General features: G+C 72.2%; 15 protein-coding genes and 1 tRNA gene. 11 read left to right on the forward strand and 5 right to left on the reverse strand.

Translation table 11 applies throughout. The annotated features are described in order from the left end of the window. Window positions 1-13 precede the first annotated feature (13 nt). Together ACN9M0_RS30835 and ACN9M0_RS30840 are read left to right on the forward strand one after the other, a co-directional pair. On the forward strand, window positions 14-1,030 hold the full coding sequence (locus ACN9M0_RS30835; RefSeq protein ID WP_399696784.1) for a DUF6745 domain-containing protein: 1,017 nt from the start codon (window positions 14-16) through the stop codon (window positions 1,028-1,030). Between the two features lie 141 nt (window positions 1,031-1,171). Beyond that, complete coding sequence (locus ACN9M0_RS30840) at window positions 1,172-1,948, forward strand: SIMPL domain-containing protein (protein ID WP_399696786.1); 777 nt, start codon at window positions 1,172-1,174, stop codon at window positions 1,946-1,948. Here ACN9M0_RS30840 and ACN9M0_RS30845 read toward each other — a convergent pair. From ACN9M0_RS30845 to ACN9M0_RS30855, 3 genes are all read right to left on the reverse strand, one after another. Next, window positions 1,933-2,256 carry a hypothetical protein gene (locus ACN9M0_RS30845; RefSeq protein ID WP_426404562.1) on the reverse strand — a complete coding sequence of 108 codons (324 nt, stop codon included), beginning with the start codon at window positions 2,254-2,256 and terminating at the stop codon, window positions 1,933-1,935. The genes ACN9M0_RS30840 and ACN9M0_RS30845 overlap by 16 nt on opposite strands. Before the next feature lie 69 nt (window positions 2,257-2,325). Further along, complete coding sequence (locus ACN9M0_RS30850) at window positions 2,326-3,060, reverse strand: TetR/AcrR family transcriptional regulator (RefSeq protein ID WP_426404563.1); 735 nt, start codon at window positions 3,058-3,060, stop codon at window positions 2,326-2,328. Window positions 3,061-3,124: 64 nt separating this feature from the next. Beyond that, window positions 3,125-4,303, reverse strand: a complete 1,179-nt coding sequence (locus tag ACN9M0_RS30855) for a Glu/Leu/Phe/Val dehydrogenase dimerization domain-containing protein (RefSeq protein WP_426404564.1) — start codon at window positions 4,301-4,303, stop codon at window positions 3,125-3,127. A gap of 120 nt (window positions 4,304-4,423) precedes the next feature. Between ACN9M0_RS30855 and ACN9M0_RS30860 the strand changes: the two genes are divergently transcribed. The 7 genes from ACN9M0_RS30860 to ACN9M0_RS30890 all read left to right on the forward strand — a co-directional run bounded on the left by ACN9M0_RS30860 (window position 4,424) and on the right by ACN9M0_RS30890 (window position 11,692). After that, window positions 4,424-5,626 carry an MBL fold metallo-hydrolase gene (locus ACN9M0_RS30860; protein ID WP_366037589.1) on the forward strand — a complete coding sequence of 401 codons (1,203 nt, stop codon included), beginning with the start codon at window positions 4,424-4,426 and terminating at the stop codon, window positions 5,624-5,626. A 270-nt stretch (window positions 5,627-5,896) separates the two neighbouring features. Then, window positions 5,897-7,006 carry a calcium-binding protein gene (locus ACN9M0_RS30865; protein ID WP_366037590.1) on the forward strand — a complete coding sequence of 370 codons (1,110 nt, stop codon included), beginning with the start codon at window positions 5,897-5,899 and terminating at the stop codon, window positions 7,004-7,006. A 763-nt stretch (window positions 7,007-7,769) separates the two neighbouring features. Next, window positions 7,770-9,707, forward strand: a complete 1,938-nt coding sequence (locus tag ACN9M0_RS30870; RefSeq protein WP_426404565.1) for an ATP-binding protein — start codon at window positions 7,770-7,772, stop codon at window positions 9,705-9,707. A gap of 6 nt (window positions 9,708-9,713) precedes the next feature. Next, on the forward strand, window positions 9,714-10,148 hold the full coding sequence (locus ACN9M0_RS30875) for a roadblock/LC7 domain-containing protein (protein WP_041132185.1): 435 nt from the start codon (window positions 9,714-9,716) through the stop codon (window positions 10,146-10,148). Window positions 10,149-10,150: 2 nt separating this feature from the next. Beyond that, window positions 10,151-10,522 (forward strand): DUF742 domain-containing protein, encoded by a 372-nt coding sequence (locus ACN9M0_RS30880; protein WP_366037592.1) that lies wholly within the window; start codon window positions 10,151-10,153, stop codon window positions 10,520-10,522. Then, window positions 10,500-11,123 (forward strand): GTP-binding protein, encoded by a 624-nt coding sequence (locus tag ACN9M0_RS30885; RefSeq protein WP_366037593.1) that lies wholly within the window; start codon window positions 10,500-10,502, stop codon window positions 11,121-11,123. The genes ACN9M0_RS30880 and ACN9M0_RS30885 overlap by 23 nt, the downstream gene beginning before the upstream one ends. Then, window positions 11,120-11,692 carry a GAF domain-containing protein gene (locus ACN9M0_RS30890; RefSeq protein ID WP_366037594.1) on the forward strand — a complete coding sequence of 191 codons (573 nt, stop codon included), beginning with the start codon at window positions 11,120-11,122 and terminating at the stop codon, window positions 11,690-11,692. Before ACN9M0_RS30885 ends, ACN9M0_RS30890 begins: the two co-directional genes overlap by 4 nt. Before the next feature lie 100 nt (window positions 11,693-11,792). Here ACN9M0_RS30890 and ACN9M0_RS30895 read toward each other — a convergent pair whose 3' ends face one another. After that, complete coding sequence (locus ACN9M0_RS30895; RefSeq protein WP_366037595.1) at window positions 11,793-13,001, reverse strand: acyl-CoA dehydrogenase family protein; 1,209 nt, start codon at window positions 12,999-13,001, stop codon at window positions 11,793-11,795. Window positions 13,002-13,583: 582 nt separating this feature from the next. On the opposite strand from ACN9M0_RS30895, the gene ACN9M0_RS30900 reads away from it, so the two are divergent. Continuing rightward, window positions 13,584-13,660 (forward strand) — tRNA-Pro (locus ACN9M0_RS30900). A gap of 203 nt (window positions 13,661-13,863) precedes the next feature. On the opposite strand, the gene ACN9M0_RS30905 is transcribed toward ACN9M0_RS30900, so the two are convergent. Then, window positions 13,864-16,452: a SpoIIE family protein phosphatase gene (locus tag ACN9M0_RS30905; protein WP_426404566.1), complete on the reverse strand. Its 2,589-nt coding sequence runs from the start codon at window positions 16,450-16,452 to the stop codon at window positions 13,864-13,866. 741 nt (window positions 16,453-17,193) lie between these two features. Between ACN9M0_RS30905 and ACN9M0_RS30910 the strand changes: the two genes are divergently transcribed. Next, window positions 17,194-19,746, forward strand: a complete 2,553-nt coding sequence (locus tag ACN9M0_RS30910; RefSeq protein WP_426404567.1) for a discoidin domain-containing protein — start codon at window positions 17,194-17,196, stop codon at window positions 19,744-19,746. Window positions 19,747-19,790 lie beyond the last annotated feature (44 nt).

Below are 19,790 nucleotides of genomic sequence, written 5' to 3' on the forward strand. Positions count from 1 at the left end.
AGGAGTGAAGGACATGGGGGAGAACGAGATGAACCGCACCACCGCGGCAGACAAATGGCGGGCCGTCGCCGCCGCCACCGGACCCGCCGACCGCGCCGCCGCCGAGGCCGGCGTCCGGCTCGCCTACCGCACGGCGGGCCTCGCCGAGCCGGAGCGCGTCCTCTGGTCGGACTCGCCGCTCGCGGCCGTCGCGCTCGTACGGGGCCTGGCGGACCGCGGCCGTTCGGTACGGGACGACGTGCGCACCCGGCCGTGGGCCGAGGAGCGCCGCCGCCTCCACGACGCGCTCGGCCCGGCCGGCTGGGCGGACCACTGGCAGGCGACCGGGGCGCCCCTCTGGGACCTCACGCGCGCCCTCGCGGACCGGATACGGGCGGGGGTGACGGAAGCGGCGGGCGCCGACGCGAGCGACGTACGCATGCTGCTCCTCGACGCCGTGCTCGGCCAGCACGACGCGGCCTGGCTCGCCGCCTTCGACGGGCACGGCGAGCGGCTCGCGGGACTCGCCGCCGTCGCCGGGCACGCCGGCTGGTGGTGGCCGTACGAGAACGTCGTCGTGGTCTGCGAGCGGCCCGTCGAACTCCACCGGGACGAGGCCGGCCGGCTCGACCGGGGCGACGGCCCCGCGCTCGCCTTCCCCGACGGGTTCGCCCTGCACGCCTGGCGGGGCATGCCGGTGCCCGCCGAGTTCCTCGCCGGACTCGCCGATCTGACCCCCGAGCGGATACGCGCGGAGGAGAACGCCGAACTGCGGCGCGTGATGCTGGAGTACTACGGCTACGACCGCTACCTCGAAGCCTCCGGGGCCCGGCACGAGCACCGCGACGAGACGGGCGTCCTCTGGCGGATCGGACTCGACGACGACGAGGACGTGGTGATGGTCGAGGTCGTCAACTCCACGCCCGAGCCGGACGGCACCCACCGCACGTACTGGCTCCGGGTGCCACCCACGACCCGGACAGCGCGCGAGGGCGTCGCCTGGACCTTCGGACTCCGGCCCGAGGCGTACGAGCCGCTCGTCCAGACCTGAGCGCACGCCCCGGAAGCGGGCACGGTTGGTGCGGAGAGGTGAAGGCGGCCGCCGGTCAGGAGTGGCGCGCGGGAGGCGACGTCAGCGGGTGCTGGGATGTGCCCGCCGGAGCCCCGGCACCCACCCCCGAAGGGACCGCCTGTGACGATCCGCCGGCCCAGCGCCGCCCGCACCGCCCGACTGCTCGCCGCCACCGCCGTGCTCGGCGGCCTCCTCGCCGGCACCGCGGCCCCCGCCCTGGCCGCCGCGCCCGAGCGGACCGCCCACCGCGCCGCCGCCCGGAAGGACGCCCCGGCCACGGCCACGGTCACCGTCACCGGCAACGGCCGCGCGTCCGCCGCGCCCGACCTGGCGATCCTGTCCATCGGGGTCGAGGCCACCCGCCCGACGGCGAAGCAGGCGATGGCGGGGCAGACGACCGCGGCCGAGGCGCTGCTCGACGTGCTGCACAAGCAGGGGATCGAGGACCGGGACATCCGCACCGACAACCTGTCGCTGGCCCCGGTCTACACCCAGAGCACCAACGGGGACAGCAAGGTGACCGGCTATCAGGCGGGGCAGTCCTTCTCCGTGAAGGTCCGCGACATCGACAGGACCGGCCAGGTCATCGGCGCCGTCAACGACGCCACCGGGAACGCGGGCCGGATCAACGGTGTCGTCTTCGACGTCGCGGACCCGTCCGGGCTGCGGGCGAAGGCCCGCGAGGCCGCCTACCGGGACGCGTACGACAAGGCCTCGCAGCACGCCCGGCTCAGCGGTCACCGGCTCGGCCGGCTCGTCTCGCTCAGCGAGGGCGAGTCCGTGCGCCCCGGCCCCGGTGCCGCCCCCGGCGTCCCCGCGGACGAACCGAGCGTTCCGCTGGCGCCGGGCGAGATCGAGGAGCAGGTCACCGTATCGGCGGTCTACGAACTGATCTGACGAGGACCCTCGCCGGTCGCCGCCACTCCGTGCACGGTCGGTGCCAACCCGCGCCCCTCGCGTTCGGTCGCCGCGAACCCGCGCTCGGTCGGCGGCACCCCGTGGTGGGTCGCCGCGAACCCGCGCTCGGTCGGCGGCACCCTGTGGTGGGTCGCCGCGAACCCGCGCTCGGTCGGCGGCACCCTGTGGTGGGTCGCCGCGAACCCGCGCTCGGTCGGCGGCACCCTGTGGTGGGTCGCCGCGAACCCGCGCTCGGTCGGCGGCACCCTGTGGTGGGTCGCCGCGAACCCGCGCTCGGTCGGGGCCAACCCGCGTTCCGCTGGTGCCACCCCGCGTTCGGCTGGCGCCAACCCGCGTCCGGCCGGTGCCTCCCCGTCTTAGGGCGCCGCCTCCGCGCCTTCGGTCCCCGCCTCTTCCGCTTCGGCCACCGGGTCCCAGCCGCCGACCCCGCCCCCGACTCCGCTCGCCGCCGCTTCGCCTTCGGCTGCCGGGGTCTTGTCCCCGGTCACCGGGTGCTCGTCCGGGAGGTCCAGCTCCCGGTCGAGGGCCTCGTCCGCCCAGCGGAGCATCGCGGTGCGCGAAAGGCTGCCGGCGTAGGCCGTCGTCTGGACGGCGAGGCCGTCGAGGAAGGCGGTGAGCCGCCAGGCCGCCGAGGCCGGATCCGGGCAGCGGAACTCCCCGGTGGCGGCGCCCTCCTCGATCACCCGGGTCAGCGCCGCTTTCCACTCCTGGTCCAGGGAGGCGGCGACCCGGCGCAGCTCCGGGTCGCGCAGCGAGGCCGCCCAGCTCTCGATCCAGAGCCGCCAGCCCTTGGCCTGGCCGGTCGGGGCGTACCAGCGCACCGCCGCCCGCAGCCGCCGCACCGCCGTGGAGCGCCGGCCGAGCAGCCGGCGCAGCTGGGCGAGGTCGGCTTCGGCCGCGTGTGCGAAGGCCGCGGCGACCAGTTTTTCCTTCGACGAGAAGTGGTAGAGCACGAGCGCGTTGCTCACTCCGAGCGCGCTGGCCACGTCGGAGATACGGACGGCCGCCACACCGCGCGCCTCGATCTGCTCGACGGCGGCCCGCAGCAGTTCCTCCCGCCGCTCGGCCACGCTCAACCGCACTCTCGCCACGTCGAGCAGCCTACACAGCACATGACAAGGGCAAGATCGTCAAGAGGCTCGGCTCGGGACCGGTTCAGTACCAGCCGTAGCGTTCGGCGATCACCGGCAGCCGCTCGTCCACCAGCGCGTGCGCCGCGGCGCGCGGGCTGACGCCGTCCGCCTCCGCCCGGTCGAGCATCCCGCCGACGAGCGTCCGCATCGCTCGCCGTACCCGGTCGAAGGCCTGACCGGCGTCGGCCTCGATGTCACCGAAGAGGGTCCACCACCACCAGGCGTTGGTGCACGAGTTCACGACCACGTCGGGCAGCACGGTCACCCCGCGCGCGGCGAGCGCCTCCTCGGCCTCCGGAAGGACCGGCATGTTGGCCGCCTCGGCGATCCAGCGGGCGGTGATCCGGTCCTGGTTCGCGGTGTCGATCGCGTACGAGACGGCCGCCGGGACGAGGACCTCGGCGTCGGCCGAGAGCCAGGCGTCCCCGGGCTCCTCGCGGTCGCCGGGCCGCAGCGCGGAGCGGTCGACGGCCCCGTGGGCGTCCCGGGCGGCGAGCAGCGCCTCGACGTCCAGGCCGCCGGGGTTCACGATCGTTCCCCGGACGTCGGCGACGGCCACCACCCGCAGTCCGGCCCTGGACAGGAAGCGGGCGGTCGCCCCGCCCATCGTGCCGAGACCCTGCACGGACACCCGGGTCCCCGCGTACGCCCGGCCGGCCCGGTCGAGGGCGACGAGCACGGACTCGGCGACCCCGAGGCCGCCGACCAGCTCGTCGAGCCCGATGCCGTCCACCTCGATCGCGAAGGCGTCGGCGAGCCGCTTCCGGGCCGCCGCCTCGTCCTCCAGGAGCGGGTACACGGCCTGCACCGAGGAGACGAGCCCGGCCTCGGCCACGGCGCGGTCCACCAGGTCCTGGGTGAGCCCCAGGTCCTCCCCGGTGGTCCAGAACCGTTCGACGTACGGCCGCATCGCCCTCAGGTAGCGCACGAGCACGCCGTACGCCTCGGGGGAGCGGGGGTCGCAGTCGATGCCGCCCTTGGCGCCGCCCAGCGGCACGTACCGGGCGGTCGGGTCGTAGTGCAGGGCCTCCTTCATGGTCATGCCCCGGGCGAGCCCGGCGACCTCCTCCGCCGTGCACCCCTCCCGCATCCGCAGGCCGCCGCTGGCCACCCCGCGCACCAGCCGGTCGACCACGAGATGGCCCCGGCGCCCGGTCACGTGGTCGGTCCAGCCGACGGACAGCAGGGGAGTGGCGTTCATGGGGGCGCCTCCGGAGGGAAGGGGATCATACTGAATGACGGTTCAGTATGACCGACCGCCCCGGCCGTCTTCGGCGCGGGCCGCCCATAATGGAACGACCCCCAGAGATCAGGAGGTCCTGTGACCGGTACCGGCTCCGACCGTTCGCCACGGGCCCGGCTGCGCGCGCTGCGCCCCGAGTCCTTCGGCGCGGATCCCACGGGCGAGCGCCTCGCCCGGATCCGCCGCTCGCCGAACTTCGCGGACGGGATCTTCCAGAACCCCGAACCGGCGAGACGCGGTCCCTCCGGGTCCAGCATCGAGTTGGCCAAGATCTACTTCGAGAAGGAGGGACGCGCGCGCCGAGCCCCCACCGGCGCGATCCCCGTCCACCCCACGACCCTCGCCGACCTGGCCAGGCCCCCGGCCACCGGGCTGCGGCTGACCTGGATGGGGCACTCCGGCGTCCTCGCCGAGATCGACGGCCACCGGGTCCTCTTCGACCCGGTCTGGGGCGACCGCTGCTCCCCGTTCCCCTTCGCCGGCCCCAAGCGGCTCCACCCGGTGCCCGTGCCGCTCGCCGCGCTCGGCCCGGTCGACGTGGTCGTGATCTCGCACGACCACTACGACCACCTCGACCTGCCGACGATCAAGGCGCTGGCCACCACCGACACGATCTTCGCGGTGCCGCTCGGCGTCGGCGCGCACCTGGAGCGCTGGGGCGTGGCCGCCTCGCGCCTGCGGGAACTGGACTGGAACGAGTCCACCGAGGTCGGCGAGCTGCGGCTCACGGCGACCCCGGCCCGGCACTTCTGCGGCCGCGGACTGCGCAACACGCAGCACACGCTGTGGGCGTCCTGGGTCGTGCGGGGTCCGTCCCACCGGATCTTCCACAGCGGCGACACCGGCTACTTCTCCGGCTTCAAGGACATCGGCGCCACCCACGGCCCCTTCGATGCCACCATGATCCAGATCGGCGCGTACTCGGAGTTCTGGACCGACATCCACATGACCCCCGCCGAGGGGATGCGGGCCCACCTGGACCTCCAGGGCGGCGCTCCTTCCGGTGTGTTCCTGCCGATCCACTGGGGCACCTTCAACCTCGCCCCGCACCCGTGGGCCGAACCCGGCGAATGGACGAAGGACGCGGCCGAGGAGGCGGGTCAGGCGGTGGCGTTCCCGCGGCCCGGTGAGCCCTTCGAGCCTGCGGGGAAGCTGCCGGGGGAGTCGTGGTGGCAGGCGGTTTCCCGTCCGATCGCGCGTCCGTGGCGCCGCCCCCGGAGTGTCGAGGTTGCGGCCGAGGAGACGCGCAGCGACGACCTCGACCTGGCGGGCGAGCTGTGACGTCGGTCGGGGACGAGCTCGCCTAGGCGATGCGGCCGTTGAAGCGTCTCCCGGCTGAAGTGTCGAAGAACAAGAGGTCGCACCCGTGAACCCGGCCCGCACGGCATGTCCGCCGTGCGGGCCGAGTTCTTCCTCCATCCGACTACACAGAGCGCCCATTCCGGGACCTGTCATTACTTTCGGTTACGCATCCGTGTGCGGATGTATGTCCACAAACCGAAAGGAACACCGACGATGAGTGCTCGTCAGAGCCGACGGAACGGCAGACGTGTGGCCGGATCGAGAGTGGCGGCGGCCGGCCTGCTGGTCCTGGGCGGCGTGGTCGGCCTGGCCGGACCGACCCAGGCCCAGGTGCCGACCTGTCTCGGCAAGCCCGCGACCATCGTGATCACCACCCCCGGAGTGACCACGAACGGCACCGGTGGCGCCGACGTGATCATCGGCACCTCCGGCGTGGACACCATCCACGGCCTCGGCGGCAACGACCGCATCTGCAGCCTCGGCGGCGACGATCAGGTCAGTGGAGGCCTCGGCAACGACCAGATCGACGGCGGCACCGGCAACGACGGGCTTACCGGCGACACCCGCAACACCTCCGGCAACGCGGAGGGCAGCGGCAACGACACCCTCACCGGCGGCGACGGCTTCGACGTCCTCGTCGGCGACAGCTGGGCCTCCGGTGGCAGCGCCACCGGAGGCGGCAACGACACGCTGTACGGGGGAGCCGACAACGACGTCATGGTCGGCGACAGTCTCGGCAGCAACGCCACCGGCGGCGGCCGTGACCTCCTGGACGGGGGCGACGCCGACGACGACATGGTCGGCGACTCGCGCGCCGGGTCCGGCAACGCCGACGGCGCGGGCGACGACACCCTGCTCGGCGGCGGCGGGTTGGCCGACTTCATGATCGGCGACAGTGACGCCACCGGCAACGCGAGCGGCAACGGCGGCGACGACACGCTGAACGGAGGCGCCGACGGCGGCCTCCAGATCGGCGACCACAACATCCGTGCCGCGACCGGCGGTTACGCCACCGGCTCCGGTCGCGACCACATCATCGGCGGCTCCGGCGCGGAGATCCTCGTCGGCGAGAGCTCGGTCGTCGACGCCAACCTCAGCTCCGCGAGCGACGACCGGATCGAGGGCGGCGGCGGAGACGACAGGATCTTCGGCGACAACACCGACTTCGACATCACCGGCTCGGTCGGCACGGCCGGCGGTCGCGACGACCTCGCCGGCGGCGCGGGCGCCGACACCCTCCGGGCGGGCCCCGGCGACGACGACCTCGACGGCGGCGACGGCGGCCCCGACATCTGCGACGGCGAGTCCGGCACGGACACCGCCACGACGAGCTGCGAGGCCACCCCGAACGTCCCGTAGTCCCCTCGCCATAGGGCCCCTGGGCCCCAGACCCGTAACCCGGTGGCCCCCGGGGTGCTCGCCGACTCACCCCGGGGGCCATGCCCGTTCGGCCGAAACACCGGATCCGCGCCCTGCATACCGAAACGGGGAGATCGCACCGGTCTCGTGCGGCCTTCCGACCGTCAACGGTGGCTGTCGGGTGGACCGGCCGCTGGGGCTGCCCGGCACCCCCTGGTGGCGTGCGATCGCCCGTGAAGCCGCAGGTGGCTGGGGAGCCTCCGCTCTCACCGACCGTCACCGGCCGCTCGCGGACCCGGACAGCGGAGCCGCCGCGGATCCGCGGGCCGGAGCGGCGTGAGGGGAGCCCGGCACGGATGCCGGACGCTGTGCACCGGAGGCCGCGCACACCCCCTCGGGGCCGGCTGACCGGTCGGTCCGCGCCTCCTCCGGGGGATTCCGGTCGGGGGCGATTTCCGCAGAGGGCGGAGGCGTGAGGGCGTCTCCGCCCTCTTCCGTTCCCGCCTGGAAGAGTCGGCTTCCAGCCGTGACGGCGACTTTCGGCCGATCATTCTCGGCCTGTCGTACGAGGGCCGATACCAGAGCAGCCCGCTCTACGGGTAAGTTTGTCAACTGCGCACCGCACATGAACGGTTGACGACTACAGTGTGTGGCTGATGATCATCGGTAGGCTCATCGAACGTCTGTAGAACACCTCCCCCGTACACCCCCTGCAGAACACCCCCGCAGTACGCCGATTCCTGGGCACGTACCAAGGACACTCATGTCTCAACTTCGCGCACCCGCCTCGCGGCCCGACCGACGCGAGGGCGGGCGGCACGGCCGGCCAGGCGCCCGCTCCGCCACCGGTACCCACAGCAACCCCCCGGCGCAGACCACCGCACCGCTTCCCGCGGAAGCCCGCATACGCCCCCAACTCCTGCGCACCTCCGTGCTCCCCGCCGTCGCGGTGGCACTCGGCGGGGCGGCGGCCGTCCTCTTCACCATCCGCTCCACGGGAGCCAGTCCCACCCCCGGCCTCTGGGCCGCGCTCACCGGCGCCGCCGCCCTCACCGTCGCCTCCGTGACGGCCGCAGCACTCGGTGCGGACCGGGCCGCCAAGGCCGTCCTCGACCGCTGCAACTCCCTGCGCCGCACCAGCGCCCGCGGTCAGAGCGAACTCCGGACGGTCGTCGAACAGTTGCGCAGGGGAGAGGGCCCCCCGCCCCGCCCCGCGCAGCCCACCGCCCCCGTCTCGGGCGACGAATTCGACCTGCTGTCCCAGGAGTTGACGCGCTCCCACGAGGCCGCCGTGGCGGCCGTCGTGCAGGCGTCCCGGCTCTCCAGCAGCGTCGGAAACGAACAGAAGGTCGAGGTCTTCGTCAACCTCGCCCGGCGCCTCCAGTCCCTGGTCCACCGTGAGATCCAGCTCCTGGACGAGCTGGAGAACGAGGTCGAGGACCCGGAGCTGCTCAAGGGCCTGTTCCACGTCGACCACCTGGCCACCCGCATCCGCCGCCACGCCGAGAACCTCGCCGTGCTCGGCGGCGCCATCTCCCGCCGCCAGTGGTCGAACCCGGTCACCATGACCGAGGTGCTGCGCTCCTCCATCGCCGAGGTCGAGCAGTACCCGCGCGTCAAGCTCGTCCCCCCGATCGACGGTACGCTCCGGGGCCATGCCGTGGCCGACGTCATCCACCTCCTCGCCGAACTCGTCGAGAACGCGACGCTGTTCTCCGCGCCGCACACCACGGTGCTGCTGCGCGCCCAGTACGTCACGGCGGGCCTCGCGATCGAGGTCGAGGACCGCGGGCTCGGCATGCCCGTCACCGAGCAGAACAAGATGAACGCCCTGCTCGCCGACCCCGACCAGGTCAACGTCGCGCATCTGCTCCAGGACGGCCGCATCGGACTCTTCGTCGTCTCGGCGCTCGCCCGCAGGCACGGCATCGCCGTGCGCCTCCAGTCCAACATCTACGGCGGCGTGCAGGCCGTCCTCGTGCTCCCGCAGGGTCTCCTCGGCGCCGACCCCGAGGGCCTCGCCCAGCACGAGCGCCAGACCGCCGCGACCGCCGGCTCCTCGGCGATCCCGCCCGGCCAGGTGCAGATGCAGCCGCAGGCCCAGCCGGCGCCCATGACGACCCCGGCCCAGGCGCCCGGCCAGGCCCCGGTGGCGGCCCCCGTGCCGAGCCACGTCCCGGCCCCGGTCGCCGCGCAGGCACCGGGCCAGACCCCCGGCCACCCGCGGACGACCGCGCCGGCCGTCATGAGCGGTACGGCGGCCCCCGCCCCCGCACCGCAGTCCGTACCCTCGCCCTCCCCGGAGCGGGCCGCCGCCCGTCACGAGGAGACCTCCGCGCCGGGCTCGCACCCGTACCTCCGTACGAGCACGCAGCCCAGCGGGTACGGAGACCCCGGCCCCGCCCCCGCGATACCGGCCCAGCCGGCCGGCGCCGTGCCCCTGGGCCCGCCGGACCACCTGCTCTCGCCGCTCCCCCCGGCCCCCCGTGCCGAGGCCGACGGCCGGCCCCTGCTCCCCAAGAGGCGCGCACAGGAGCACATCGTCCCGCAGCTGCGGGACGAGCCCGTGACCCGCAAGACCGAGGAGCACGCCCTGCACGACCCGGGTCTGATGGCCGCGTTCCAGCGCGGTATCGGCCTCGCCGAATCCCAGTCCGCCCCCCACGAATCGCTGCGTCCCGGCGACGCGCACAAGGAGTAGATCACCATGGCGAGCAATGTGCCGACCGGCCATTCCTCGGACCTCGACTGGCTCCTCAGCGGACTGGTCCAGCGGGTCCCGTACACCCGCAACGCCGTCCTGCTCTCCTCCGACGGTCTCGTGAAATCCGTGCACGGCCTCGACCCCGACGCCGCCGACCACATGGCGGCCCTCGCTTCCGGGCTCTACTCGCTCGGCCGCAGCGCGGGTGCCCGGTTCGGCGACGGCGGCGAGGTCCGCCAGGTGGTCGTGGAGCTCGACTCCACCCTCCTGTTCGTCTCCACCGCGGGCTCCGGCACCTGCCTGGCCGTCCTCGCCGGGCGCGAGGCGGACGCCGCCGTCCTCGGCTACGAGATGGCGATGCTCGTCAAGAGCGTCCGCCCGTACCTGGTCACCCCCGCCCGGCAGGCCGCCGGCGCGGTGGGCGGTCTCGGGCAGTAGACGTGACGTCTCATCAGGAAGGGCCCTGGCTCGACGACGCGGCCGGGCGACTGATCCGCCCGTACACCGTGAGCGGCGGCCGGACCAAACCCACCACCGCGCTGGACCTGCTGTCCATGGTGATGGCGACCGGATCGTCACCCCAGACGCACATGGGTCCCGAGCACAGCCTGGCCCTCGGGCTGTGCGACGGGCCCACCTCGGTGGCCGAGATCGCGGCGCACTTACGGCTCCCCGCCGTGGTCACCAAGGTCCTGCTCTCCGACCTCGTGGACTGCGGGGCGCTGACCGCCCGGGCGCCCCGCTTCCACGCCAACCCAACCGACCGTTCCTTGCTGGAGGCAGTGCTCGATGGCCTACGACAACGGCTCTGAGCGCCACGACAGTTTCGCGGCCGACCCCTTCCCCACCGCGCTCAAGATCCTGGTGGCGGGCGGATTCGGCGTGGGCAAGACGACCCTCGTGGGCGCGGTCAGCGAGATCGAACCGCTGAGCACCGAGGAGCTGCTCACCTCGGTCAGCGCGGCCACCGACAGCCTGGAGGGCGTGGAGTCCAAGACCACGACCACCGTCGCCATGGACTTCGGCCGCATCACGCTCGACGACCGCCACGTCCTGTACCTCTTCGGCACCCCGGGCCAGGAACGCTTCTGGTTCATGTGGGACGAGCTCTCCGAGGGAGCGCTCGGAGCGGTCGTCCTCGCCGACACCCGCAGGCTCGAGGAATGCTTCGCCGCCGTGGACTTCTTCGAGCGGCGGGGGATCCAATTCGTCGTGGCGGTCAACGAGTTCGACGGCGCCTACCGTTACGAACCGGACGAGGTACGGGCCGCGCTCGACCTCAAGCCGGAGGTGCCGGTCGTCCTCTGCGACGCCCGGATCTCCAGCTCCGGCATCCGCACCCTGCTGACCCTCGTCCAGCATCTGCTCACCACCATCCCGGACACCGTGCCGAGCTACGGAGCCACGCCATGACGTACGACCCGACCGGTCACCTTCTGCTGACCCCCATCGACAAGGACGCGCCCGCCCGCGTGCAGCGGCTGCGCGAACTCGGTCTCGGGGAGCGGCCGGAGCCGGCGTTCGACGAGTTCGCCCACCGTCTCGCCGACGTGACCGGGGCACCGTTCTCGATGGTCAACTTCATCGACGAGAACCGGCAGTTCTTCGCCGGACTGCACACCCCCGAGGGCACCCACTCGGGCAGCGACCTGGGCGCGGCCGCCGCGGGCGGGGGCGGCGTCGGCCGCTTCATGGCCCGTGACCACGGCTACTGCCCGCACGTCGTGGTGCGGCGCAAGGCGCTCGTCCTCGAGGACGTCTGCGACTACCCGCGTTTCGCGGGGAACCCGGTCGTGGACGAGATCGGCATCCGTTCCTACATGGGGGCGCCGCTGATCGACCGTACCGGTGTCGCGCTCGGCACCATCTGCGTGGTCGACACCGACGTCCGGCCGTGGGGGCGTGCCGGCCTGGAGACGATCAAGGCGATGGCGGCGGAGCTCATGGAGCAGATCAACCGTCGTGAGGACGGCATGTTCTGACCGTCGCCTCCGACGAACGCCCGGGAGCCCCGGTACGGCAGCGGCCGTACCGGGGCTCCCGGCCCGTGGGGGGCGTCCCGGCCCGTGGGGTGGGCGTGGTTCAGACGTGCGCCGGCTCCGGCGCACGCGTGCGGACCAGCTCGGACAGCCGCTCCGACCAGCTGCCCTTGTCCTGGCCGAGAGCGACCTCGGCAAGCCGCAGGAGCTGGATGTCGGAGGTGCCGGCCGGGGCGAAGATGTGCTGGGCGTCCCGGAGGTACCGCTCGATGGCCCGGTCCGTGAAGAGGCCGGCGGCGGCGTGGATCTCCATGGCGTTGCGGCCGGAGTCGATCGCCGACTCGACGTTGACGAGCTTGGCGTTCATCAGCTCGGTGTCGCAGGAGAGGCCCTGGTCGAGCAGGTGCACGGCGTGGTACGCGGCCAGCCGGGCGGTCATCAGCCGGGACTGCATCTGCCCCAGCTTCAGCTTCACCGTGGGCAGGTCGTGGAGCGGCTTGCCGTAGCGGATGCGCTCGGAGGCGAACCGCGTGGTCTCCTCCAGGATCGCCCGGTGGATGCCGAGAGAGACGGCGGTGAGGTTGGCCCGTCCGTACAGCACGCTGGAGGAGTACGCGACGGCGAGACCGTCGCCCTCGTCGCCGAGCCGGTTGGTGGCCGGCACCCGGCAGTTCTCGAAGATCAGCTCGCCGAAGCTGAAGCCGTGCAGGCCCATGGCCTGCTGCTGCGGACCGGTCCTGAACCCCGGGCGATCGGCTTCGACGAGAAAGGCGGTGAGCCCCTTCGAACCCGGGCCGGTCCTGACCACGACACCGTGCAGGTCGCCGACGTGGCTGTTGCCGACGTAGACCTTGCTGCCGTTGAGGATGTAGTCGTCGCCGTCCCGGACGGCGCTGGCGCTCATGCCGAGGACGTGACCGCCGGACTCGGGCTCGGTGACCGCGATGGTCGGCAGGCACGCGCCGGCGGCGATCTCCGGGAGCCAGGTCTTGCGCTGTTCGTCGCTGCCGAAGTGGACGATCTTGGCGGTGCCCAGCTGGGAGGCCTGGACCATGGCGCCCATGGCGCCGCTGACCCGGGACAGCTCCTCGATGATGATCGTCTTGGCCAGATGGCCGGCGCCCATACCGCCGTATTCCTGGCTGATTGTCGCGCCCAGCCAGCCCTGCTCGGCGATCTTGCGGGACAGCTCGTGGTGGACCGTCCGGGACGCCTCCATCTCGGCTATCCGCGGCCGGACGTAACGCTCTGCGAAGTCGCGGACCGTCTCCCTGAGCTCATGATGCAGTCGGCTGCTGAAGTAGCTGTCCATCCGAGTCCTCCTCTGCGAAACGCCTGCCTGGTGAGTTGTCCGAGCAGGTGGTGCATCGGCAGTGGTCCCGTCCCGAACAGGCCGACCTCTTCATGGTGTTGATCTTTCCGGAACGGATCAATATCGCCACGAAGTTTGACCGAAACAGGAGTGGTTGACGATTGGTTCTGACTGTGTTTCGTGTGGTCTTGCCTTGCTCGGCCCGGTCGGGAGCCTCTTCCGCATGGTCAACTTTCTGCCACATGCCAACGGCAACAACGTCACGGGCATATGGCGATGACCCCCGCCGTATCGTCACATGAGCTCCTCTCTCCCCAGAAGAGCGGCATTCCCGAAGCCTTCCGTCCCCCTTCCTGCCCAGGTGACACCACCCTCCGGCCCGCCGGACCGCCCTTCCCGCCCGCCGGCGCGGGCGCGCGGGCGCACTCCGGGGCGCGAGGGAGTCTCACGGAGAGTGAACACGGCGCAACCGGCGCGCCCCCCTCAAGGGGCGCCGGGAAACGCGTGCGTGACCACCGGAGAAAGTGCGGTATTGTTCTCATGCGCGTTCGGCCAGAGGGAAACCCCAGGTCAGACGGGTATCGGGACGTGGCGCAGCTTGGTAGCGCACTTGACTGGGGGTCAAGGGGTCGCAGGTTCAAATCCTGTCGTCCCGACCATGCGGAAACGCAGGTCGGAGGCCGTTCTCTCATCCATGAGAGGACGGCCTTTCGTGCGTTCGGCCCGGTAATGGATCGCTGAGGTCGCCGCGGAGAGTTGGGCGGCCTCCTCTGCGGTATCGGGCTCCGTAGGGACCGCAGCCCCGGACCACGCTGAAGCTCGAGCGGTCGCCCTCCGCGTCGCCCTCCCGAGGCCACGCACTCTAGGAGAGGGGCCGGCCGGCAGTGGGCAGGACCTGTTCGGCCCAGATCACCTTGCCTTCCGGTGTGTACCGAGTGCCCCAGTGCTCGCTGATCTGTGCCACCAGGAACAGTCCGCGGCCTCCCTCGTCCATGCCGGCCGCGTACCGCAGGTGCGGGGCCGTACTGCTGCTGTCCCATACCTCGCAGGTCAAGGTGCGATCGCGTAGAAGACGCACGTGAACCGGCGCTGCGCCGTACCTTATGGCGTTGGTGATGAGCTCGCTGAGGATCAGTTCCGTGCTGAAGGCGAGTTCCTCCAGGCCCCACTCTTCGAGCTGCTCAGCCGCGCGGCTGCGCATGGCGCCGACCTCGCTCGGGTCGAACGGAACGTCCCACTGGGCGACCCGGCCGGGCCCCAGGGTGCGTGTCCGGGCGATGAGCAGCGCGATGTCGTCGGACGGCTGACCGGGGAGCAGGGCGTCGAGTACGGCGCGGCGGCTGGCTTTCGGGTCCCGGTCGGGGTGGCTCAGTGCCGTACGCAGCCTTTCCAGGCCCTCTGAGATGTCCCGGCTCCGCTCCTCGACCAGCCCGTCGGTGTACAGGACGAGCTGACTGCCCTCCGCCAGGCGCAGTTCCATGCTCTCGAACGGCATGCCTCCCAGCCCCAGCGGGGGGCCGGCCGGCAGTTCCGAGATCGTCGTCGTGCCGTCCGGGGCGACCACGAGCGGTGGCATGTGTCCGGCCCGCGCCATGGTGCAGTTCTGGGAGACCGGGTCGTAGACGGCGTACAGGCAGGTCGCGCCCAGAACACCGCCCTCGGGGGCGGTGCTGTCGCCTTCCTGGTCCATGCGCTGGACGAGGTTGTCGAGACGGGCGAGGAGTTCGTCGGGCGGCAGGTCCAGGGAGGAGAAGTTGTGCACGGCCGTGCGCAGCCGCCCCATGGTGGCGGCGGCGTGCAGGCCGTGCCCGACGACATCTCCTACGACGAGCCCGACGCGGCTTCCCGGCAGCGGGATCACGTCGAACCAGTCCCCGCCCACTCCGGATTGGGCGGGCTGGTAGAAATGCGCGACATCCACGGCACTCTGCTCGGGCAGATCCCGTGGCAGCAGGCTGCGCTGGAGCGTCACGGCGAGATGGTGTTCGCGCGTGTAGCGGCGGGCGTTGTCCATGGTGACCGCGGCGCGGCCGACGAGCTCCTCCGCCAGGGACAGATCGTCCTCGTCGAACGGTTCCGGCTTCTGCGACCGCCAGAAGTTGACCACCCCGAGCACGACACCCCTGGCCTTCAGCGGAGCGGCGATGAGCGAGTGGATCCCGTAGTCGACGATCGCCGATGTCCGGCGCGGGTCCTGGGCGTGCCAGCCCGGCGCGTCACGCAGATCGGGTACGAGTTCGACTGCGCCCGTGCCGTAACCGCGGGCTTGCGGCGTGGACGGCAGGAAGCCGATCAGACTGCCGAGCGGGTACAGCGGGTGATCGGAGCGGATGCCGTTGACCGCCGTGCGCCGCATGTCGGAGCCCGGGCCGGGCTCGTCGCCGTTCAGCACCGGGTCGGCCAGGTCGACCGTCACGAAGTCCGCGAACCGGGGGACGGCGACGTCGGCCAGCTCCTCCGCGGTCCGCACCACGTCGAGCGTGGTGCCGATGTCACCCCCGGCGTCGTAGAGCAGCTTGAGCCGTCTGCGGGCCGTTTCCGCCCGGCTGCTCAGGAGCTGCATCTCGGTGGAGTCGCGGATGGTGACCGCCGAGCCCTGCGGGCGGCCCCCGGGTCGGGTGGGCCGCTGATTGACGACGAGCAGCCGGTCCCCGGCCTCAAGCACCTCGTCGGTGGCGGTCCGGCCGGACAGCAGCAGGTCCGCCATCCGGCGGTCCATGCCGACCTCGTCGACGGGGCGTCCTTCGGCGTCGTCCGGCAGGTCGAGCAGCCTTCCGGCCTCGTCGTTCGCCAGGAGCAGTCGTCCTTCGCCGTCGGTGATCAGCACCCCTTCGCGGACGGCGTGGAGCACCGCGTCGTGGTGCTCGTACATGCGGGTCATCTCCTGCGTGCCGAGCCCGTGGGTCTGACGGCGGAGTCTTCGGCTGATCAGCGCCGTGCCGATGGTGGCCAGCGCCAGGCCGCCGGCGATGGACAGGAGGAAGACCGGAAGCTGTCGGTTGGCGATGCCGGTCACGCTCTTCACCGTCAGACCCGCCGAGACGAGGGCGACGACATCGCCTTCGGGCGAGTCGACCGGCACGATCGCCTGGATCTCCTTGCCGAGCGGGCCCTGCACGCTCTCGGTGTGCACCTGGCCGGCGAGCGAGGGCTCGATCGTGCCGACGAACCGCTCGCCGATGCGATCGGGCTGAGGGTGGCTGTAGCGGATGCCGTGGGTGTCCATCACCACGATGAAGTCCACCCCTGCGGCCTTGCGCGTCTCCTCGGCGAGAGGCTGCAGAACCGCGGACGGGTCCGGCGCCTTCAGCGCTTCCCGTAGGCCCAGGGACTTCGCGAAGGTCTGCGCCACGGAGACCGACCGGTTGCGCGCCTCTCGGTCGATGTCGTGCCGCGACTGCAACACCAGGGCCAGCAGCGCCCCGGCGGCGAGCAGCACCACGATCGCCACCTGAAGGACGAAGACCTGCCCGGCGACGCTTCCGAATCTTCTGCCTAGGCTCGACCGCACCGGTACGCCGGACACGAGAGACAAGACGGGCTCACAACACCAGTTGTAACACTTCCCCGCGGCCAGGTCTTCCGGTGCTCACCGTACGCGTCGGGGCCGCCTCACAGGGTCTCCGCTTCCGAGGGGCTGCGGGGACGGGCGACCAGGCAGGGGCGCTCCCTGTCCCCGGCGGGAACGTTGCGTCCGGTCCAGCGCGGGAAGGCGGAGACCGGCTTCCGGGCGGGGCAGGGCGGTGCCTCCGTCTTCCCGCGGCCGGCGAGAGAGACGGGCGACGCGGGACACCGCGGCCCGGCCCGGGACCGGTCACCACCTCTTCCTGTACGGCAGTCGCTCCGGGCCGATCGCGACGGTCGAGGCCCTGTCGTGCTGCGCGACGACGACGGCCCCTCACTCGTTTCCGGGGATTGCTGGGGGCAGCCGGCTTGGTCCGTCGGTGGGCGGCCCGCGAAGCGGGGTCGTTGCCGACGGCCGGTCATGGCCGGGTGGCCATCGGCCGCCTCCTCGATGAAGGGCACTGTGCGGGTCCGCTCGCCTTTGGTGGCTCCTGCCCGGCGGAGGAGGCGGTTCCGCGTGCGATCGGCACAGCTTCGTGCCAACTCCTCTGTTCTACGGTCGAGTTGAACCGTTCTGACCTATCTTCTAGGGGTCCGCAGCGGTTCACGGTTCGCCCAGGAGGTCCGATTGCAGCCCAGACGCATCCGCGCCCTTTCCGGAGCGTTCCGCCGCTCCCCTCTGCTCATCGCCGGCGCCCTCGGTTCGATGCTCGTCGGGCTCACTCCCTGGCTGGGCGTGGCGAGCACGGGGCTGGGCGCCCACGGCCCGACACCCCGGCCGACGCCGGAGGCCTTCGACCAGCAGACGGCGAAGGTGTCGCCGCACCATGGCGTGGCCCCGGCGAACGCCATGGAGCCGACGGCTCCCCTGCTCGATCGGACCGGATGGACGGCCGCGGCGAGCGACGAGGAGACCGTCAAGGAGAACGGTCGCGCGGCCAACGTCCTCGACGGCGACGTCGCCACCATCTGGCACAGCAGGTGGTCCGGCACCCCCGCCCCGCTGCCGCACAGCATCACCATCGACATGCACCGCACGGCGGTGGTCTCGGCGCTCATCTACCAGCCCCGCACCGTCGGGATCAACGGGCGCGTCGGTGAGTACCGCATCAGCGTGAGCACCGACGGTCTGAACTGGGGCAGTCCGGTCGCCACCGGCACTCTCGCGGACGACGCCGGCGCCAAGACCCTCGGATTCGCCCCGCAGGGCGCGCGGTTCGTCCGGCTCACCGCCGTCACCGAGGCCGGCAACCGCGGCCCGTGGAGCTCCGCCGCGGAGCTCAACCTCCTCGGCGACCCAGGAACCCCGGCGGCCACCGTCGACCTGCCCCGGACCGGATGGACGGCCGCGGCGAGCGACGAGGAGACCGTCAAGGAGAACGGCCGCGCGGCCAACGTCCTCGACGGCGACGCCGCCACCATCTGGCACAGCAGGTGGTCCGGCACCCCCGCCCCGCTGCCGCACAGCATCACCATCGACATGCACCGCACGGCGGCCGTCTCCGCCCTGGTCTACCAGCCCCGCAAGGACGGCATCAACGGACGCGTAGGCGCGTACACCATCACCACCAGCACCGACGGCACCACCTTCGGCGCACCTGTCGCCTCGGGCACCTGGCGCGACGACGACACCGTCAAGACCGCCACCTTCATCCGCAGCGGCAACGCCCGCTACATACGCCTGACCGTGACCAGCGAGGCCGGGAACCGCGGGCCCTGGACCTCCGCCGGCGAGATACGCCTGAGCGGACCGGCCAACCCGGCCGCCCACGGCTCCTGGAGCCGGATCACCGGCTTCCCCCTGGTGCCGGTGGCCACCGCCGTCCTGCCGGGCGACAAACTCCTGGCCTGGTCGGCGTACGCGGTCGACCGCTTCGGCGGCAGCAACGGCTACACCCAGACCGCGATCCTGGACCTGAAGACGGGCAAGGTCACCCAGCGCCGCATCGACAACACCGGCCACGACATGTTCTGCCCGGGCATAGCGATGCTCGCCGACGGCCGGGTCCTGGTCACCGGGGGCAGCAACGCGGAGAAGGCGAGCATCTACGACCCGGCCACCGATGCCTGGTCCGCGACCACCGACATGAACATCGCCCGCGGCTACCAGGCCATGACCCTGCTCTCCACCGGCGAGGCCTTCGTCCTCGGCGGATCCTGGAGCGGAGCCACGGGCGACAAGTCCGGCGAGGTCTGGTCCCCGGACACCGGCACCTGGCGCAAGCTCCCCGGCGTCCCCGCCGCCCAGGCGATGACGGCCGACCCCCGCGGCCCGTACCGCGCCGACAACCACATGTGGCTGTACGCCACCTCGGGCGGCAAGGTGCTCCAGCTGGGCCCGAGCAAGCAGATGAACTGGATCACGACCGGCGGGGACGGGAGCATCGCCTCCGCCGGCACCCGGGGCGACAGTCAGGACGCCATGACGGGCAACGCCGTCGCGTACGACATCGGCAAGCTGCTCACCCTGGGCGGCTCGCCCGCGTACGAGAACACGCCCGCCACCCGGCGCGCGTACACCGTGGGCATCGACGGCAGTCAGGTCCAGTCCGCGCGCACGGGCGACATGAGCTACGCCCGCGCCTTCGGCAACAGCGTCGTCCTGCCCGACGGCAAGGTCGCCGTGTTCGGCGGGCAGTCGTACCCCGTGCCGTTCAGCGACGCCACGTCCGTGCTGACCCCCGAGCTGTGGGACCCCGCGACCGGGCGCTTCACCCCGCTCGCCACCATGGCCATCCCGCGCAACTACCACAGCGTGGCGAACCTGCTGCCCGACGGGCGGGTCTTCTCCGGCGGCGGCGGCCTGTGCGGTGACTGCGCCACCAACCACGCCGACGGGGCCGTGTTCACACCGCCGTACCTGCTCAACGCGGACGGCTCGCCCAAGCCGCGTCCCGTCATCACCGGCGGCGTACCGCCCCAGGCCGCCGCCGGCACCTCGCTCACCGTCGGCACCCAGGGGCCGGTGGCCTCCTTCGTCCTGATGCGCGCCGCGGCCGCGACCCACTCCACGGACAACGACCAGCGGCGGGTCCCGCTGGCATCCACGGCCGTGGGGACCGACACGTACACGGTGTCCATCCCGGCCGACAAGGGCGTGGTCCTGCCGGGCACCTACATGCTCTTCGCCCTGGACGCCCAAGGGGTCCCGAGCATCGCCCGCTTCATCACCGTCTCCTGACGGCGCGACAGCGGCGTCCGCCACCGGCCCGGAGCACCTGCCGG

The sequence above is a fragment of the Streptomyces sp. R-07 genome (assembly GCF_049913175.1).
Classification (GTDB): Bacteria; Actinomycetota; Actinomycetes; order Streptomycetales; family Streptomycetaceae; genus Streptomyces.

Excerpts from the sequence above, each read along its gene's own strand:
- ACN9M0_RS30895 (WP_366037595.1), bottom strand. The coding sequence starts at position 13,001 with ATGGACAGCTACTTCAGCAGCCGACTGCATCATGAGCTCAGGGAGACG.
- ACN9M0_RS30870 (WP_426404565.1), top strand. The coding sequence starts at position 7,770 with ATGTCTCAACTTCGCGCACCCGCCTCGCGGCCCGACCGACGCGAGGGC.
- ACN9M0_RS30835 (WP_399696784.1), top strand. The coding sequence starts at position 14 with ATGGGGGAGAACGAGATGAACCGCACCACCGCGGCAGACAAATGGCGG.
- ACN9M0_RS30890 (WP_366037594.1), top strand. The coding sequence starts at position 11,120 with ATGACGTACGACCCGACCGGTCACCTTCTGCTGACCCCCATCGACAAG.
- ACN9M0_RS30855 (WP_426404564.1), bottom strand. The coding sequence starts at position 4,303 with ATGAACGCCACTCCCCTGCTGTCCGTCGGCTGGACCGACCACGTGACC.
- ACN9M0_RS30875 (WP_041132185.1), top strand. The coding sequence starts at position 9,714 with ATGGCGAGCAATGTGCCGACCGGCCATTCCTCGGACCTCGACTGGCTC.
- ACN9M0_RS30885 (WP_366037593.1), top strand. The coding sequence starts at position 10,500 with ATGGCCTACGACAACGGCTCTGAGCGCCACGACAGTTTCGCGGCCGAC.